The sequence below is a fragment of the Paraburkholderia sp. SIMBA_030 genome, from assembly GCF_046535245.1.
Classification (GTDB): Bacteria; Pseudomonadota; Gammaproteobacteria; order Burkholderiales; family Burkholderiaceae; genus Paraburkholderia.
Genome location: NZ_JAWRXB010000131.1, coordinates 1 through 384 on the forward strand (window position 1 = coordinate 1; position 384 = coordinate 384).

A 384-nucleotide genomic window follows, 5' to 3' on the forward strand; every position below is an offset into this window, starting at 1 on the left:
ACGGCGGCGTGAAGTTCGGCGCGCTCTACGGTTTCTCGAACGAAGCGGGCGGCTTCGACGACAACCGCGTCTACAGCCTCGGCGCGTCGTACGACACGGGTTCGCTGCTGTTCGCGGCAGGCTATCTCCAGGCGAACAACGGCGGCAGCAGCAACACGAATGGCGCGATCACGCTGACCGAGCGCACCTTCATCGCCGCGCAGCAGCGCATTTCCGACGCGGGCGTGAACTGGCTCGCGGGCAACGCGCGCGTGGGTTTCGTGTGGACGCGCACGCAACTCGGCGGACTCGATACGATCAACGGCGCGAACAGCCTCGGCATCGCGGCGAACGGCGAGGGCGCGAACTTCTCGAACTACGAGCTGAACGCGGTCTATCACTTCA

Annotated in this window: 1 pseudogene; it reads left to right on the forward strand. The window is 65.6% G+C overall.

From position 1 onward, the window contains the following. Positions 1-384, forward strand: a pseudogene (locus tag SB772_RS39335) (porin); the annotation flags it as partial.